Genomic DNA, 14,985 nt, shown 5'->3' with positions numbered 1-14,985 from the left:
GGAAATGCTCAAGCATTCTATTAAATTATTAATACATTACTTGAAATTTGATGATATTCCCATTCCTGGGGCATTCATATCTTGATTCAGCAACGCCTAGCATTTTACCCAAAACTTACATCTATAATTAGGTATAGCCTTTCTCAAAAAGATGAGGTATAATTGACAGCTTATAAACCACCCAGACGTATAGGGCCTTCTTCCCAACAACGTCCGCGAATCTTTCTGATAACCGCTATAGATTATACCCTAACTATTCCGGAGGAAGGTCTACTGGGTAAACGATAGAACTTGGATGCAGCGGTATATGGGGTTGGTTGTAGCGCATAAAGTGAGCTTCAATGTTGAAAACTGATAGCACTAACGTTTCAGGATTAAAGACCCTTCCACCACGGACATCTTTTTTTGCAAATTGCCGGAACTACTGTGATTCAAAATGATGACATAAGCTTGACCAGGAAACTGCAAACTTTTAGCCAGCAGCTCGGCCACATTTTGATCCGCATTCTCACTTTCTATCAAACCTCGTTTGCGAACGATTCCTAGGATACAGAAAGGTTTTTCGGGAAAGTAGGTGATAACTTTCTCTACCAAATAAGCTTCTTGAACCTGTGAGTAGGGAGCCAACTGTTGTTTGAGTTCATCTACTTCTGATGGTTTCAGAGTATGAGGTTTGAGTTGGTCGCGATCGCTCACGCTAGCTCTTTCCTGTTGAGCTTTGAGCATCAACTGAGAATGCTTCTCGGCTCGATCGCGATATTTGTCTGCTTTGTCAGTTTGACCTCGTTGCCAGAAAAAACAGTAAATTAGCTGGCACCCGTCTATTACCCAATCTATCCTTTGTGTCATAGCCTTTTCCAGGCAAGCAATACCTGCTAGATCGTCCTTTTGCAGTAAGATCTGCCCGAGGCTATAGTTGGCTTCTGCACAATCGGGGTGAGTTTTTAAGACATCTTGCAACAAGGGAATTGCTGCTTCACCACCTCGCACTTCTAATGTGTAATGGGCTCGTTCCCATGCTTCTCGTTCATCCAGTGTTTGCACTTGTGCTTTTTGCTCTAAAGCTTGCAGTTTACTTTGGATTTCTTGGAGGTAAGCATACTGCTGCCGCCAAGGTGTTGATGCTGCTTCTTTCCAATCGCGATCGAACTGGGTAGCAAACTGTTCTAAGCTGTTTCCGAGAAGATGTTCTGCTGCACTGGTTTGTATGGTTACTGACTGAAGCAATTTTGGCGATCGAGTCCTCAGATAACCTAGGGATTTGAGTCGATCGCTCAGACAGGGATGGGTGTCTGCATTATCGGTCTTTTCTGCCAGAGCCTGCTCTAGCCATAGATTGGTCTGTGCTTCTGCGATCGCACCGTGCAGGAAAGTTAACATAGAAGAATAAGCATTGTCCGGCGGATCGACCCGATCTGCAACCTGCTTGTGGATATCTAACCAAAAGGAACTTTCTAGAAAACGGGCTTTGATTTTTACATTAATTAGCGCCTCAGCCGCATGGCGTACTCCAGCGAGTTGGGCTGCACAGCGATCGGCTTCGTACTCATCCATCCGTGCTAGGGTAAAAGAGTAGGCATTAAAGGAAGGCCAATACCATTCTAGGAAGCTATTAAACAACTTTGATGCTCCATGTTGGTCGCTCTGGTATAACCGTTCGTAAATCTGCAACCAGGTTTTGCGAATTCGATAAATCCATGCCGCGAAGCGAGAATGATTGCCCGAGAGATGTCCTAATTCGTGTGCCAGAACGGCTTTAAATTGTTCCAAAGACAAGGACTGCATCAGGGGAAGTCCTAGAAGCAAGTAGTTTTTTTGCCAGCCAAAGATACCGAGCCGCGGAACTTGAACGACTGCTGCATTGAATTCTCGATTCAACAAGATGTTGTGGAATCGGGGAGCCTCAAGTTTAGCGGTCAATTCGTCTACCAGGCCGAATAAGTGAGGAACTCGATCGCGACTCAGTTTCAATCCTTGAGGATGGGGGAAAGTTACCCAGAGCGATCGCACAATTGCCCATGCCGGAATCAGTAACAAAATGCCAAACTTAATGATGTAACCATTGATGTGATGGCTAAACATCATCACAAAGACTAACAGCCCGATCAGTGCGAATAATCCAGCAAGTATTAAAAAGATGTAGGCATAACCTAATACGGCAAACAGGGCTACTCGCAAGCGGTAACTTCCCGGATGACGCTGCGAGAATTCTTCCAAATTTTTGACTAATTTATCAAATTCTTTCTGATTGATTGCCATAGGAAACAGTTGTTTTATATGTGCTGATGGCCAATTGCATTAATTGCACAAAAGTATGATGGACTCGATGTTTCTGGTTTTGCATAACCAGCGCTAATAACTCGTCGATGCCAACCAATAACCTTTATAGGTTAAACTCAATGCTGTAAATGCTGTTTAAGTCAAGATGAATTATTATTCCCACCCATCCTAATTCAATTTTTTTGGATGGTCGGGCAGTGTTTACAAAAATTGATGGGAGTTGTCCGCGAGATGAATTGGGAAGTTGCGATCGCTCTTTTTATATAGGGCGATCGCGCCAAAGCTCATGTCTCAATGTCGATCGCCACTATCTTACCGCGATCGCCTGTCTCGACTTGAGGCTTGACTTGAGATTCATAAATCCGATCGCCCGCCTTGACAAATTCTTCTTTGCTGTAGCGGGGTTGTCGGACTATCATCGTTTTACCTGGTTTCAACGATTGCTGTTAACGAAATAGAGTGACGGGTGCAGACAACAGTAGCTGAGTCTTTTCAACAATTGTTACGCGGGAATTTGTAGCGACTTATATCGTTGAATGAGAATCTCATCAACATCCCCTAAAAATCCATCACAACAAACCGCGATAGCGAATAAAAATCAACACCACCGCCCACGAACCCAAAGCAACCTTGATCGCCACCAAAATATTCAGTAAAGGCACTACACCACCACTCACCAAAGCCCCAAACTGTCCGTGCGGCAACTCGTACCCACACAAAGTTATCGCAGACAACACCACAAAAACCAATACCGAAATCTTCTCCCAAGTCGCCGCGTGCGATCGATCATAAATCCGCTGCATCCACTCCGATGACGAAGTAATCGCCACCAAACCGATCGCAGTTCCCCCCGCAACACCCGCCGCAAAACCGCCTCCCGGAGTCAAATGTCCCCGCAGTGACAATTCAATACTCACCAAAGCCGCAATAGTCGCTCCCAAACGGGCTAACACAATTGAAGGTTGATCGGTAAACTGATAAATTGTGCAGGATGGTCTTTCCGTGGCTAACAGAAAATTAGCGCCCATAATGGCGATCGTAAATACCACTACTTCAAAAATCGTGTCATAAAGGCGATTGCGGAAAATAATCGCCGATACGACATTCGGAATCCCGCTATCTTTGACAAGCAGTTCTACGATCGCCAAACCTGATAAACCTGATGTTGGATTGGCAAAAAATAGCATTTTAATGTAAAGCACTATCCCCGCCGCAATGTAAACCCATTTCATTGATAATCCTCCGCTAAATCCGTAGCATTTTTGTAAGTCAGACTGGTATTTACTGATGAAATGGTGAAAGGTACTACCTCAATGCGGAGATAATACTTGCTAAAAATCCGCCGAAAATCCTTCATCAATGAGTTAAAATCGCGGGGACTCTCTACAGTCAACTCCACCTTCAAAACATCGCCCTCCGACTCGACTTTCTCCTCTTCCAACACGCCCAAACGCATCACCAAGGACGATCGCACTGCCACCGCATACAGGGTTATTGCCAACATCGTACCCATCAAGGCTTCCGTCAAAGCCACATCCGCCGCCCCAAACACTGAATATACCAATGCTGCGATCGCACCTAATATGCCGCGAATGACTAGGGCATGGTAGGGATTAGCCTGAACTACTACCATACAAGCAGCCAAGGGCAACAGCGCAGTTAAGATATAGATATAGCTATCATCATTCATAATGTCTCTGTTGGAAACTCCTTCTGATTTTCTGCCTCTTCACTCGAACAGTGTGCAAACACATATCCCAGCATTGTATTCCAGATTGCCAAGGAAATAATTGCTAAAGTTAGCAGCGGCCATCTACTAGGTATTTTGATCAGCAGCCCGACAACGATTAGGATCGAACCCAAGGTATCGGCAACCGAAAGACTGTGTAACTTAAATAATACCGATCGCTTGCCGACTAGGTGAGAAGTTCCCCAAAACCAGAAGAATATTCCTACACCAAAAAATACATAACTCACCACATCAATCATAAATCATCCATTCGTTTTATTATGTGTGCTAACAGCATTAATCCCGCATTTCCCACAGTCAGGATTATCGCCCCTACAGCGCCAATCATCCAATCGTCCCGCAAGACAGAGATGAACAAAGTCATAATTCCTGCCTTGGTGGAAATACTGCCCAAGGCTAACATTTTCTGCCAAATATCATCATCCGTCAATGCCTCGTACATGGGGATGAGCATGGCTGCAATCATCGCAATTAAGAGCAAATTCATGGTTTTTTAATCGGGAAAACCCGGTGAACTTCGTAGCAGCCTTCTTGGTTGTGTCTCACCACAATTGTTTTGGGCGTAAACGTGATTAGGAATACATCCAAAAATATCATGATCGGCGATCTTTTCATTTTTGCCCGTTCCAAAATCATGTCTTCTCCGTTATGGGGACGAATGATAATTTCAAAGGCCTCAATGTATGCTACCGGAATCGCAATCAGGATTTTTTTGAGCATACTTAGCCATTCCTTGATCCTTTCCGGGGATGTATTGCCGCGGGGTAGGAGAAATGCGATCGCTATACCAATGATGATATTTGGCACGGTGAAATCGGCTGTAAGCAAAAACCAAATTGTCAATCGCAATATCAAACTTCCAATCATCTTTTTTCCTTCTTAGACTTCTTGCATAAATCTTTGATGTGCAACAACCGCAGATGTCAGACAGATAAACAGAGATAAACACAGATAATTACAAGATACTTTCTACTTTTACTAGATATCTCTTGCATACCCTTACTGCGAGCGATCGCAAGGCTGCATCTGGTTTTTGAAGAGGGCGAAGCATGACCGCATATAAGCTATTACTGATAATCTCATATTTACTGCGGTCATGCTTCGCCCCTACACACATATTTACCAAACTGAGGTGCATCCGATCGCAATTTGGATTATTTAAGTGTGGGTTCCTGTCGCTAATGCCATCCAAAAGAGTGCGATCAAGGTTAGAGTCATCACACCTACCAGATGATCGAATTGCTCGGCTGCACGCGGCAGGGCGATCGCTAACCGTTTGATAATTAAAACATAAATCAGCCACCCGATCGCGATCGTCCCCACTGCTTTGATGATACTTTCAATGCTATAAGCATCTAAGTACACCACATTTGCGATAATTAGCCCGCCAATTAAGAGGATGACTGCTGGCCACAAACCCGGCTTGACTTCTTGTTTCTCGCCGCGCGGGATAAAGATTAATTTGGCGAAGGTTATAGCTGTACCTACGGCCGCAATATTCATAGGGATCGCCTGCCAAGGTGCTACACTTTTCAAGGTCAACACTTTTGCCCCAAATCCTGCCAACAAAGGAAAGCCGGAAATGGAGAGACTGGCGATTACTAAGGCTATCCAAATTTTTGGATCGATCGCCTTAGATTGCAGTTCTTTGAAGTTGCGACTTGGTAAGGAACCGGCAATTAAGAAGAGGCTTGATTTAACTAAACCGTGAGTCAGCGCATAAAAACCACCGACTTCCGGTGCTGCTAGAATAAAGCCTAACTGGGCAATTGTGCTGAACGCTAGCATCCGTTTTGTATCTTTTTCAAAGATGGCATAGGATACTCCCATTAAAGCTGTCGCCACGCCAAATATTCTGACGATAGTACCGAGATCGTCGGAAACCAAAGCACAGCGCAACAAAGGTAAGATACTAGCTTTGATGACTATTCCTGAGAGTAATGCTGAAACTGGGGTTTCTGATTCTGAGTGAGTTAGTGGCAGCCAGAATCCCGATACAAAAATCCCGCCTTTGAGCAATAATCCCAGAAAAATTAGGGCTAAAGCTTCTGGTGGCGCACCTTTTAAACCGTCAAAAACAAAGGAATTATGTTTTTGATAGACTAGCACCGCGCCCACGAGGTAAAATAGCATGGCGGTGTTGCTGATAAACAGATAGCGCAGGGCTACCCATAAAGAGCGATCGGTGCGAGGATAGGCAATTAACAGAAAAGCTGCAATCCCGCTGACTTCTAGGGCGACGTATAAACTGACAAAATCTGCACAGATAAAGGTAGCATTTATACTGCCATGCAGAATAATCATCTGGGAGTAAAAGAAGGCTGATTTACCACTGTGCCAACAGTAAAAAATCACCGCAGCAGTTACTAGGGCATTTGTCAAGATAAAGTAGGCGGCCAACTGATCGGCAACTACTTGAACGCCGAAATTATCTAGTAATTTTAGTTGGAGGGGCGACTTTTCGAGAAATAGTTGTAGCGCGTAGCCTGCTGAAACAAAGGTGACTGCTAATGCGAGATATTTGTCAAGCTTGGGAAGTAGATAAATGACGAACCCGATAAAAAATGGTATGGTCAGCCAAGCGATCGTAATAATATTCATGGATGGGTTTACGGCGTGTTATTTTTCTCGATCTCGCTGGTTTCCAATGTGGGATTATCCCGTGCTAGCTTCATCACACCTACCAGCATCAGGGCTTGAATCGAAAAGCCGATGACGATCGCAGTTAAGATGATTCCCTGGGGGACTGGATCGGCGAAAGCTCTATTTTTGACATCTCCCATAATTGGCGTGAACAAGCCATTGAGGGATGCAACCACGACATAATAGGCAATTACACCGGTGCTCATTACGTCCATAGAGACGATCTTCATCACCAGGTTCTTTTTAAGGATGATACCAAAAAATCCGCACAATACTGTGGCAAATACGAAGGCTTCTAACACGGAAATTTTTGTTGCTTAAGGTTTGGTGACAATGATACATTACTTGGGTGCTACTAATGTAGGGCGAGTCGATCGATTTTAGATTTTAGATTTGGGATTTTAGATTGACTTGGCAAGTAATGCGATCGAGGTTGGGAAGCTATCGTAAAGTTATGTTAATTTTTGGTACTGATTTTAAATGGGAGTACAGAGTGTAACTGGGGCGATCGCGATCGCGCGTGCAAGGCGATCGGGCGATCGCACGCCCGATACACTGGAATGGGAGTACAATGAATGATATTTCTATTCAAAGTGATGCGCTGAGTGGAGCCCGCTTCGGAACTGGCAAGATGCCCGTTCCACAAAAAAAGGATTTTTTTGATTTATTCTGGGGTGAAATTATCCCCGGCTGCGGAACAGGCAAGATGCCTGTTCCACAAAAAAATATTTTTTTGATTTGTTTTTTGTCGGTGGAATTGTCGCCCGTTCACCAATTATTTGCCAAATATTATGGTCTTTTTATACTTACCTAATTATCCAAATTACTGCTAAAATAAAGTACGAGTCCTTGCCGCTCAAATGCAGACCATGACCGCACAAACCCCCGTACAATTCCAAGACAGTTTCGACATCATCGTAGTAGGTGGCGGACACTCCGGCTGCGAAGCCGCCCTCGCCACATCTCGCCTCGGATGCCGCACGCTTTTACTCACCCTCAACCTCGACAAAATTGCGTGGCAACCCTGCAACCCAGCCGTCGGCGGCCCCGCTAAAACTCAACTTACCAACGAAGTCGATGCCCTAGGTGGAGAAATCGGCAAAATGGCCGATCGCACTTATCTACAAAAGCGCGTCCTCAACGCTTCGAGAGGCCCCGCAGTTTGGGCGCTAAGAGCCCAGACAGACAAGCGGGAATACGCCGCTGTCATGAATAATATTGTCGAAAATCAAGAGAATTTGACCATCCGCGAAGCGATGGTTACAGACTTAGTTTTGGGCAAAAATGAAGAAGTCATCGGCGTTGAAACCTACTTCGGCGTCGGCTTTGGATGCAAAGCCGTAATTCTCACCACAGGAACTTTTTTAGGTGGCACAATTTGGGTTGGCAACAAGTCGATGCCGGCCGGACGTGCCGGAGAATTTGCAGCCGTAGGTTTGACAGAAACTCTCAACCGTTTGGGCTTTGAAACCGGACGGTTAAAAACAGGAACTCCGGCAAGAGTTGACAAACGCACTCTCGATTACACAAACCTGGAACCGCAGCCGGGAGATGCAGATGTTCGCTGGTTTAGTTTCGATCCAGAAGTCTGGGTGGAACGCGAACAAATGCCCTGCTATTTAACTCGAACCACGCCCGAAACTCACCAGTTAATTAGAGACAACTTGCACCTTTCTCCAGTTTACGGCGGTTGGGTTGATGCGAAAGGCCCGCGCTATTGTCCGAGTATTGAAGATAAAATCGTGCGCTTTGCAGATAAGGAAAGCCACCAGATTTTTATTGAACCGGAAGGTAGGGATATTCCTGAACTTTATATCCAAGGATTTTCGACTGGTTTGCCGGAAAGTTTGCAATTGCAAATGCTGCGGACTCTTCCAGGTTTGGAAAAGTGCGAGATGATGCGCCCTGCTTATGCTGTGGAGTACGATTATTTGCCTGCAACTCAGTGCTTTCCGACTCTGATGACTAAGAAGATTGAAGGGCTGTTTTGCGCGGGACAGGTGAACGGTACGACGGGATATGAGGAGGCGGCTGCACAGGGGATTGTCGCAGGTATTAATGCGGCTAGGTTTGCGAAGAATCAGGAGATGATTGTGTTTGCCCGCGAGCAAAGTTATATCGGCACTTTGATTGACGATTTGTGTACGAAGGATTTGCGGGAACCTTACCGGATGTTGACTTCGCGATCGGAATATCGGCTGTTGTTGCGATCGGACAACGCCGACCAACGCTTGACCCCGCTTGGACGGGAAATTGGCTTAATTGGCGATCGGCGCTGGGAGTTATTCGATCGCAAACAAGCTAATATTGTCGCGGAAAAAGCCCGTTTGTACTCAACTCGCGTCAAAGAACACGAAGAGGTTGGCAAAGCAATTTTTGCTGACACTCAACAAGTGATTAAAGGTTCAATAACTCTGGCTGATTTGCTGCGCCGTCCCGGTTTTCACTACGTCGATTTAGAACGCTACAACTTAGGCAATTCCAGTCTAAAACTAGCTGAGAAAGATGGTGCAGAAATCGAACTCAAATACTCCGGTTATTTGCAAAGACAGCAAAATCAAATCGATGACATTGCCAAACACGAACGCCGCCAATTACCTGCGGATTTGGATTATATGGCAATTACAACTCTCTCGAAGGAGTCGCGGGAGAAGTTGACTAAAATTAGACCCTTGACTATTGGCCAAGCGACGAGAATTGGCGGGGTAAATCCGGCTGATGTTAATGCTTTGTTGATTTATCTGGAAGTCCGCAACCGCAAACAGCCGGCTGCTGTGGGAAAATGAATAAACTTTACTATCGTGGCATGGCAGAGCAAAATGGTAAGCCGAAAATAGGTCGCAGTGCTAGATTACTAGGGGTAAGACCTGGTATTGACATAGATATTGAGCAAATGCCCACAGGTTATCTGAATGAGCAAGGCTATTTGTTAGCAGAGTTAGAACGTGAGTTTCGAGGAGAGTTGGTTGCTGTTGCTGTCAGGAATACAAAGGGAATGTCGGTTTCCATTTCAATTGAAAGTTTACCAGCATTTCGCAGACCTACAAAATTTGGTGGGACTGGAAAAGACTCTCTATGGCAAATTGATGACATAAAAATTATTGGAGATTTGCAGGCTGTCCAAGATAGCCCGACGCACGTTAGCATCTTGCCAAGAGCTACAATGTCTCTGGAAATGTACGATGCCGCATTGGCAAACACCCAAAATGATTGGGAAAGAGTTGATTAATCTCATATATCATAGGAGTCTATAACAATGGCATGGATATTCAGTTTATCGGCAGAATGTGGCTCAGATGAAAGCAATGTTAATAAATTTGCTCAACACTTTGAGAAAATAGAATGGCTACTCTCAAACGATCGCCAATGCCTGTGTCGCACAGACACTTTTCAAGATATCGATCAAAACTGGTGGTGTCGAGTTTATCCAAATAATATTAGTCAAGTGGGAATAGATAGCCCTGAAAGTGCTTATATAATGACAGAGTTAGGGATTTTACTGTATCACACTCTACGGTTTGCTCCATCGTTTCGCTATGCTTTGGTTGGTGTTGAAGTTGATGAATTTAGAACTTACAGTGAATTGATTGAGGATTTGTCAAACTTATCTCTTCCCGGATTAGTTTTAGCAAAAGAACTTATTCAGGGGCGAGAAACCTTACCAGTTTTTCGACCATTTAGTTCTAGTTATGTTTGGCAACCCTACGAGGGGGAAGTCTATAATCCATTAATGGCATCTCCCGACTTAAAAAATAAGCTGAATGAGCTTCTGGTTGTGGGTTAACTTTGTTATATTGATGTCTAATGAATTAACCAACTTCGAGATTAGGTTTTGTGACGATGAAAATACAACCGTTGTTGACCAAATTTTAATAGTTTTCACAGGAAATAACTATGCCCTTCAGTGCTTACAAAACTATTGATGCAGTCCTCAAAGAATTTCAAATTACCTACACTCAGTCCAACTTTATAATTGAAACCGAATTCAATATTCCTGACTACTTTCGAGAAGACTTAGAAATAGTCATGGAAGAAGGTGCCGCCGACTGTTCGGAATTTGCTATCTGTGAAAATCTGATTTATCCACTTCTCAAAGAAGTTTGGAAATGCTACCGACAAAAGCTGATTTTATGGAGTCATAAAGCTCTAATATACGATCAAAATTTAACCGGATTTCCAGAGTATATCTTAGCTAAGAAATCTCCCTTAGGAAATATTGTTTTCGATCGCCCTTATTTCGTCTTGATTGAAGCGAAACAAGATAACTTTGAAGCTGGCTGGGGACAGTGCATCGCCGAAATGATTGCCGCTCAAAAAATGAATGAAAATCCCGCACAAACTCTATTTGGAATTGCTTCTAACGGAGACAGGTGGCAGTTTGGAAAATTAGAAGCTAATATCTTTACTCGCAACCGCACTTTTTACACCATTCAAGAACTCGATCGACTTTTTGCGGCTGTTAATTACGTATTTAAACAGTGCGAATTGATGTTAGATGCTGACGCGAACATATCAGACGGCGGTTGAAACCGCGCTTAGGAATGAGAATTAAATAACTTACAATTTTAATTATTGTGGGATGGGCGTCCCGCCCGTCCAGAAAAGACGGGCGGGACGCCCATCCCACTTTCTTTGTGTAAGTTATTAAATTTTCGTTCCTTAGACAAACAAAGTGCGGGTTTTGTCTGTGTAGGCGCGATTTCCATCCTACGTCTGATTTACTCGATCGCCCTAACTAGCAATCATTCCCACTCGATCGTACCAGGCGGCTTAGAAGTAATATCGTAAACCACCCGGTTAACGCCCTTAACCTCATTCACAATCCGGTTCGAGATCAATTCCAACAAATCGTATGGAACCCGCGCCCAGTCAGCCGTCATCCCATCTTCGCTTTTGATAAATCTCAGAACAATTGGGTAAGCATAGGTGCGCTGATCGCCCATAACGCCTACACTGCGAATCGGGAGCAAAACTGCAAAAGCTTGCCAAAGTTCGTTGTACAATCCGTGGCGGTTGATTTCTTGGCGCACGATGAAGTCAGCATCCCGCAAAATATTCAGCCTCTCTGCGGTAACTTCTCCCGTAATCCGAATCGCCAATCCCGGGCCCGGGAAAGGTTGTCGGTTGACGATTTCTTCGGGAAGCCCGATCGATCTACCGACTTTTCGCACCTCATCCTTAAACAACTTTCGTAGCGGTTCGATCAGCTTAAAACACAAATCTTTAGGTAATCCGCCCACATTGTGGTGGCTTTTAATCTTAACAGCAACTCGTTCGCCGCTTTTCGGATCTACATTCGTGTCAGCCGACTCAATTACATCCGGGTAAAGAGTACCTTGAGCGAGGTAATCGAAGGGGCCGAGGCGCTTCGATTCTTCTTCAAATACACTGATAAATTCGTGGCCGATCCGCTTGCGTTTTACTTCAGGATCGGTAACGCCTTCAAGTTGAGCCAAAAAGCGATCGCGAGCTAGAACGTACTGCACCGGAATGTGGAATTCATCTTGAAACAATTTCACCAACCGTTCCGGTTCGTACTTCCGCATAAACCCTTGGTCGATAAACATACACGTAAGTTGGTCGCCGATCGCCTTGTGCAGCAAAAAAGCCAATGTTGAAGAATCAACCCCGCCAGATAGAGCCAACAAAACTCGTTGGTCTCCCACTCTGGCTCGAATTTCGCGAATAGTTTCCTCAACAAAAGTAGCTGTCGTCCAAGTCGGTTCGCACTCGCAAATATGGTAAACAAAATTGCGAATCAAAGCTTGTCCGCCGATCGAGTGAACCACTTCTGGATGAAACTGCACCCCGTATAAACTTTTCTCGTGGTGAGCAACAACAGCAGACGGAGTATTGTTCGTGTGAGCGAGAATCTCAAAACCAGTCGGCAACTCGCTACAGGAGTCTCCGTGGCTCATCCACATCGTCGCGCCTTCTTCGACATTTGTGAGCAAATCCGTCGGATCGTCAATAAATAGCGATGCCTTGCCGTATTCGGCCAACTTAGCCCGCTCAACAGTCCCGCCGAGTTGTTTTACCATCAACTGCATCCCGTAGCAGACGCCCAACACTGGTATTCCCAGATTCCAAATTTCCGGGTCGCATTGGGGAGCTCTTTCATCGTATACAGAACTCGGGCCTCCTGAAAGAATAATTCCTTTAGGATTGATAGCTTTTAACTGTTCTGCCGTAGTGCGGTAAGAAATAACTTCTGAATATACTTGAGTTTCGCGAATGCGTCGAGCAATCAGTTCGGAATATTGCGAACCGAAGTCGAGAATCACGATCATCTGGCGGTCTATTTGCCCCAGAGAAGAATTGGTGAGGTCGGATTCAGTTTCTATTTGAGTAGTCACGGTAATTGCGTAGTTGCTAATTGCTAATTGGGCTGAAAGTAGCGGAGGTATTTGTCGCCGCCTCAGTCTAATACTGATCGATGCGAGCGACCGTTAGTCGCTAGAAATAAATCTTATTTGTACTAGATTGCTCTCAGCGACGTTACTCGATTAATAGGGCTTGCGGTAAGCATAGATTCACTTCGACATTTACTCTAATTAATTGAACTCTTGCATCAGAAATTGCGTCAAGCAGCAACCTAGTATAATTAAGATCTAGGGACTGAGAATTATTACTTGTTAAATATTATCCCCGATCGCTCTTTTAAAAAGAATTCAGGGATATTCACACTACATTAACAAATTTGGGTCAGAAATGTATCCCCTATGTCACTTTTAACAATAATTTTGCGATCGCGCCCAAACATCACTGAACCCACGGGGATACGCTGGTTAGTATGAGTGAAAATGCAATCGGACGATCGCAAGTCGATTTCTCGGGCGATGTCGCCGTAAATTCGATCGACCCAATGGCTGCCAGTTGCCGCATCTAGAGCCCGCAGTTGGCCGAGAGCCTCTTCGGCTGTCGCCGCAGCAAAAATCGCAGAACACGCAGCAGCGGGCATTCCAGCTTTAGCACAGAAAGCTGTCAAAATTTCCCGGCGCCCGTCAGCGAGGTGGTGGTGAGTGTGAAAAATCCCCGCCGCCAATTTCATCAATTTGCCGTGATAGCCAAACAGCAAGATCGATCGCACGCCCTGACATCCAGCCTCTGCCAGGAGCGGGCCCAGCCAGTTAGCCGTTTTCACCAGCCGCTGCGGATCGATGCCCAGTTGTCGCGCCAAATTGGAGCCATTTTCGCCGATGCAGAAGACTAAAGTGTCAAACAGTTCGGCTTTTTGTTGCAGTTGTTCGCGGTAAATTTCCAACTGTCCGGGGGCACTCAGGGGTTGAGAAATGCCAGTTGTACCCAGCAGCGAAAGTCCTTCGACGACGCCGAAAGCTTCGTTAGAAGTGCGGGTGGCGAGTTGGCGCCCTGACGGCAGAATTAGGGTGACAGTAATTCTTTCTCCCGGTGCGAGTTCTCGGCTCAGATTCGATCGCAGCAGTCGCATCGCGTAATCATAGATTGCCGCTCCACCACCTACTTTGTGATGTCCAATGCCCTCGCCCCCGACAATCACAATCTGCTCCCCCTCTCCCTCCGCCTCTCCGAGCAATTCCACCATTGCCCAAACGGGTGTATTGCGAGTCAGATCGAGGTTGTCTCCCGGATCGGAGCGAGTCACGCCTAAAGCTGTACCAGTTTTGAGTACAGATGCTTGTTCGATCGCAATTTCTGCCGTAATTGGCGGTTCCAGTAAATCTACTGATACGCTACCTACAGACTGAGTACCTACGCGCAAGCACCGCAAAGCTGCAAGTGCGGCCGCACAGGCAAATACTGGCAGTGTATACCCGGATAAAGGTTGAGTTTTTGTCACAAAATGCAGAAATCCTTAAATTAGTCGGCGATCGACATCACAGTGTGGTAGTGATACCCCTCAAGCACTTAAGCTTCATTCTAGGGTTTGATATTATTAGCAGTTAGCCTCATTTTTGTCAAGCAAGAATTTTGTCCTGCCTGTTGTCTTGAAGCAAGCAACATTTTTTTTCAGGTGCGATCGTCAACAACCCACACCGAAGCCTTACGCGCACGTGGCGGTATCTTCACAAAACCCGGAATCTCGTGAACCAAAGCTATCGGGAGCATCAATCGCGAGTGCGCTTAGACTGAGACACCGCTTCCCGGAATCAAGTACAAATATTGTAAACAGGTTCAAAAAACAAGATGGTTATGGCTATCTTCGACATACCTTGCACCCTTTTTCCTCGCATCAACCGCTCGTAAAAACCTGGACAAAGCTACCCAAAAGTAGTCAATGTTAGACATCTACGTTAGTAATTTTAGTCCACAGTCCTAAAACTACAGGAATA

General features: G+C 45.3%; 16 protein-coding genes. 5 read left to right on the top strand and 11 right to left on the bottom strand.

Features of this window, described 5'->3' with window-relative positions:
- Nucleotides 1-360: 360 nt before the first annotated feature.
- The 9 genes from JGK20_RS28050 to JGK20_RS28010 form a co-directional block, all read right to left on the bottom strand.
- Entirely contained in the window at nucleotides 361-2,259 is a 1,899-nt protein-coding gene (locus tag JGK20_RS28050; protein ID WP_293232904.1) for a M48 family metallopeptidase, read from the bottom strand.
- Nucleotides 2,260-2,564: 305 nt separating this feature from the next.
- On the bottom strand, nucleotides 2,565-2,699 hold the full coding sequence (locus tag JGK20_RS28045; protein ID WP_293232906.1) for a hypothetical protein: 135 nt from the start codon (nucleotides 2,697-2,699) through the stop codon (nucleotides 2,565-2,567).
- Nucleotides 2,700-2,849: 150 nt separating this feature from the next.
- Nucleotides 2,850-3,512, bottom strand: coding sequence for a Na(+)/H(+) antiporter subunit B (locus tag JGK20_RS28040; RefSeq protein WP_293220615.1), 663 nt, complete (start codon nucleotides 3,510-3,512; stop codon nucleotides 2,850-2,852).
- A complete protein-coding gene (locus JGK20_RS28035) occupies nucleotides 3,509-3,970 on the bottom strand; it encodes a hydrogenase subunit MbhD domain-containing protein (RefSeq protein ID WP_293232902.1) in 462 nt (153 codons plus the stop codon). The genes JGK20_RS28040 and JGK20_RS28035 overlap by 4 nt, the downstream gene beginning before the upstream one ends.
- Nucleotides 3,967-4,269 (bottom strand): monovalent cation/H(+) antiporter subunit G, encoded by a 303-nt coding sequence (locus tag JGK20_RS28030; RefSeq protein WP_293186455.1) that lies wholly within the window; start codon nucleotides 4,267-4,269, stop codon nucleotides 3,967-3,969. The genes JGK20_RS28035 and JGK20_RS28030 overlap by 4 nt, the downstream gene beginning before the upstream one ends.
- Nucleotides 4,266-4,517 (bottom strand): hypothetical protein, encoded by a 252-nt coding sequence (locus JGK20_RS28025; RefSeq protein ID WP_293143050.1) that lies wholly within the window; start codon nucleotides 4,515-4,517, stop codon nucleotides 4,266-4,268. Before JGK20_RS28025 ends, JGK20_RS28030 begins: the two co-directional genes overlap by 4 nt.
- Nucleotides 4,514-4,897 (bottom strand): Na+/H+ antiporter subunit E, encoded by a 384-nt coding sequence (locus JGK20_RS28020; protein ID WP_293186457.1) that lies wholly within the window; start codon nucleotides 4,895-4,897, stop codon nucleotides 4,514-4,516. The genes JGK20_RS28025 and JGK20_RS28020 overlap by 4 nt, the downstream gene beginning before the upstream one ends.
- A gap of 291 nt (nucleotides 4,898-5,188) precedes the next feature.
- Nucleotides 5,189-6,631 carry a cation:proton antiporter gene (locus tag JGK20_RS28015; protein ID WP_293210651.1) on the bottom strand — a complete coding sequence of 481 codons (1,443 nt, stop codon included), beginning with the start codon at nucleotides 6,629-6,631 and terminating at the stop codon, nucleotides 5,189-5,191.
- An 8-nt stretch (nucleotides 6,632-6,639) separates the two neighbouring features.
- The gene (locus tag JGK20_RS28010) at nucleotides 6,640-6,975 is read right to left on the bottom strand and encodes an NADH-quinone oxidoreductase subunit K (protein WP_293198789.1); all 336 of its coding nucleotides are present in this window, start codon (nucleotides 6,973-6,975) and stop codon (nucleotides 6,640-6,642) included.
- Between the two features lie 269 nt (nucleotides 6,976-7,244).
- Between JGK20_RS28010 and JGK20_RS28005 the strand changes: the two genes are divergently transcribed.
- From JGK20_RS28005 to JGK20_RS27985, 5 genes are all read left to right on the top strand, one after another.
- Entirely contained in the window at nucleotides 7,245-7,487 is a 243-nt protein-coding gene (locus JGK20_RS28005; protein ID WP_293186461.1) for a hypothetical protein, read from the top strand.
- A 55-nt stretch (nucleotides 7,488-7,542) separates the two neighbouring features.
- Nucleotides 7,543-9,459, top strand: coding sequence for a tRNA uridine-5-carboxymethylaminomethyl(34) synthesis enzyme MnmG (mnmG, locus tag JGK20_RS28000; RefSeq protein WP_293208657.1), 1,917 nt, complete (start codon nucleotides 7,543-7,545; stop codon nucleotides 9,457-9,459).
- Nucleotides 9,456-9,902, top strand: a complete 447-nt coding sequence (locus JGK20_RS27995; protein WP_293193512.1) for a hypothetical protein — start codon at nucleotides 9,456-9,458, stop codon at nucleotides 9,900-9,902. Before mnmG ends, JGK20_RS27995 begins: the two co-directional genes overlap by 4 nt.
- 27 nt (nucleotides 9,903-9,929) lie before the next feature.
- Complete coding sequence (locus tag JGK20_RS27990; RefSeq protein ID WP_293186466.1) at nucleotides 9,930-10,457, top strand: hypothetical protein; 528 nt, start codon at nucleotides 9,930-9,932, stop codon at nucleotides 10,455-10,457.
- A gap of 110 nt (nucleotides 10,458-10,567) precedes the next feature.
- The gene (locus tag JGK20_RS27985) at nucleotides 10,568-11,200 is read left to right on the top strand and encodes a hypothetical protein (protein ID WP_293208660.1); all 633 of its coding nucleotides are present in this window, start codon (nucleotides 10,568-10,570) and stop codon (nucleotides 11,198-11,200) included.
- A gap of 215 nt (nucleotides 11,201-11,415) precedes the next feature.
- Here the strand turns inward: JGK20_RS27985 and guaA are convergent, their stop codons facing one another.
- Both guaA and cbiD read right to left on the bottom strand, forming a co-directional pair.
- Entirely contained in the window at nucleotides 11,416-13,029 is a 1,614-nt protein-coding gene (gene guaA, locus JGK20_RS27980; protein ID WP_325315854.1) for a glutamine-hydrolyzing GMP synthase, read from the bottom strand.
- A 335-nt stretch (nucleotides 13,030-13,364) separates the two neighbouring features.
- Complete coding sequence (cbiD, locus tag JGK20_RS27975; RefSeq protein WP_293232901.1) at nucleotides 13,365-14,492, bottom strand: cobalt-precorrin-5B (C(1))-methyltransferase CbiD; 1,128 nt, start codon at nucleotides 14,490-14,492, stop codon at nucleotides 13,365-13,367.
- Nucleotides 14,493-14,985: the final 493 nt, after the last annotated feature.

This window comes from Microcoleus sp. PH2017_05_CCC_O_A (genome assembly GCF_020738785.1).
Lineage (GTDB): Bacteria > Cyanobacteriota > Cyanobacteriia > Cyanobacteriales > Microcoleaceae > Microcoleus.
Note: the sequence above shows the minus strand (reverse complement) of the source record. Positions and strands in the feature narration are given on the sequence as shown.